Annotated in this window: 1 protein-coding gene; it reads right to left on the reverse strand. The window is 54.9% G+C overall.

Translation table 11 applies throughout. From position 1 onward, the window contains the following. A partial coding sequence (locus K0T92_RS24430) for a non-ribosomal peptide synthetase (RefSeq protein ID WP_219875242.1) occupies positions 1 to 1837 on the reverse strand: 1837 nt, incomplete at both ends.

Raw genomic sequence — 1837 nt, forward strand, 5'->3', positions numbered from 1 at the left:
CAGCACGGCCGCTTCCTTCACCCCTTCCACCTTCAGCAGCTGCGCTTCGATCTCTCCCAGCTCGATTCGGTAGCCACGGATTTTCACCTGATGGTCGATCCGGCCCAAATATTCAACCGTACCGTCCGGTTGCCAGCGCGCCAAATCCCCAGTCCGGTACATCCGCTCGCCTGGGCGGTACGGGTTCGCGATAAATTTCTCCTCCGTCAATTCCGCTCGGTTCACATAGCCTCGGGCCAGTCCTGCCCCGCCGATGTATAGCTCACCCGGCACCCCGATCGGCTGCACTTCCTGACGGCCGTCCAGTACATACAATTGTGTATTGCTCAGAGGAGTGCCAATCGGAATCCGCAGCTTCTCTTCCTTAACAGCATGGAGTGAATAATGCGAAGCATATATCGTCGCTTCCGTAGGCCCGTACAAATTTTCAAGACTTGCCGAGAAAACATTCCGTTCCTTTAATATCCCATATAAATCTTGCACCTTTGACGTCAATGCTTCACCGGCGGCAAACAAATATTTTAAATGGGCGTATCCGGCGTCCTGATTTTGCAAAAAGTCTAGCATCTGATAAAGCATGGATGGAACCGCATTTAAATGAGTGATCCCATATTTTTCGATTGCAGCCCATATAGCCCCTGCATCCTTTTCCCCATCCGGAGGTAGGATCGCCAGACTGCCTTCTCCGACAAACCATCCGAACAGCTCCGCTACAGAAACGTCAAATGCATATGATGTCTTTAACAGGAAAGCATCTGACTCCTCTATAGGGTATTGCTTCTGTAAAGCCGACAACGTGTTCATGACACTGCGGTGCTCTACCATGACGCCTTTCGGCAGCCCAGTCGAACCCGACGTGTAGATGATGTACGCCAGGTTATCCGCCGTCGACAGCTGCGCAAGCGGTGCGCCTGAGCCCGCTCTTCCCCGCTCGTCCGGCAGGAGCTTCAGCAGCTTCCCTGCCCATATCGCCGCTCGGTCGGCCAAATGTTCCTGGACGAGCAGCAGCTCCGCTTTTGAGTCCTCCAGCATATAGACGATCCGCTCCTGCGGATAATCCGGATCAATCGGCAAGTAGGCGCCTCCCGCCTTCAACACTGCCAATATAGCAACCACCATTTCAATCGATCGTTCCGCGATTAGACCGACGACACTCTCCGCCGCTACGCCCGACTCCCGCAGCTCCCGAGCCAGACGATTGGCCCTTTCGTTTAATTCGTCGTAGGACAATCGTGTCTCTCCCATCACAAGCGCCGTCTGCTCTGGACGAATTGCCACCTGTTCCTCGAACAGATGCTGGATCGTCGTCTTGGATGGGAACGACGATGCTGTATCGTTGAACGTCTCCACAATCCGATCCTGCTCCTCAGGGCTCATTAGCCCAATCTCACGAATCGGCGTATCCGGCTTCTTCGCCACTTCCTGCAGCAGCCGACGGAGATGGCCGACCAGCCTTTCCATACTTTCCTTCCCGAACAGCGACGTCCGATACTGTAGGCTGAACGCCGCCTCTTCGCCAAACTCCGCCGCATTCAGCGTCAAATCAAACTTCGCCGCTGTGCTCCCTGTCCCATAAGGCGCAAAACCGAGCCGTTCTTCACCTGCAGCCGCTTCTTCCATTCCGCTTGCCTGCCGCGTTTCTCCTCCGCTCCTGCTCTGCATTACGAACATCGTATCGAACAGCGGATTCCGGCTTAGATCCTTCCGGACATCCAGCTTCTCCACCAGCTCCTCGAACGGGTAGTCTTGATTCTCGAACGCCTCCAGCGTCTTCTCCTTCACTTCTTCCACATACTCTCGGAACGTTTTCTCTCCACTTGGACTCGTCCGAAGCGCC

Source organism: Paenibacillus oenotherae (assembly GCF_019443105.1).
GTDB classification, from domain to species: domain Bacteria; phylum Bacillota; class Bacilli; order Paenibacillales; family Paenibacillaceae; genus Paenibacillus_Z; species Paenibacillus_Z oenotherae.